This is a genomic window from Bacillus sp. SIMBA_008, assembly GCF_046535495.1.
In the GTDB taxonomy this organism is placed as follows: Bacteria; Bacillota; Bacilli; order Bacillales; family Bacillaceae; genus Bacillus; species Bacillus subtilis.
In genome coordinates this window covers 1-268 of sequence record NZ_JAWRWL010000544.1, presented here as the reverse complement: position 1 = coordinate 268, position 268 = coordinate 1, and the positions used below count along the sequence as shown (strand labels likewise).

Sequence of the window (268 nt, the reverse complement as noted above, 5' to 3'; positions counted from 1 at the left end):
AACAAACAGACACGGCACATCTTCATAATCGGGCACTTCCGGATAAGAAAAGACAGGCTGGAGCTTTTCGGCGGGAATCCCGAAGCGTCCGGCCTTCGGAACTGACACCGTCTCATGATAAATATCGCATCTGTCAGTGAGCAGCCGTTCGTAGCTCATAAAGGTCTCACCTTTGCGTGTGCAGAAACCGGGGAATAACCCGGCGCGATATATTCACAGAGCAGATGGTGCACCGCCGGTTTTCTGATTCCGCCTTCACCTGCCACCG

The 268-nt window shown here is 53.4% G+C and carries 1 protein-coding gene and 1 pseudogene; both read right to left on the bottom strand.

From position 1 onward, the window contains the following. On the bottom strand, nt 1-159 hold a 159-nt coding region (locus tag SB658_RS24375; protein ID WP_410602942.1), incomplete at its 3' end, for a DUF3599 family protein. Further along, a pseudogene (locus SB658_RS28375) lies at nt 156-268 on the bottom strand (protein YqbG); the annotation flags it as partial. The pseudogene SB658_RS28375 and the gene SB658_RS24375, both read right to left, overlap by 4 nt.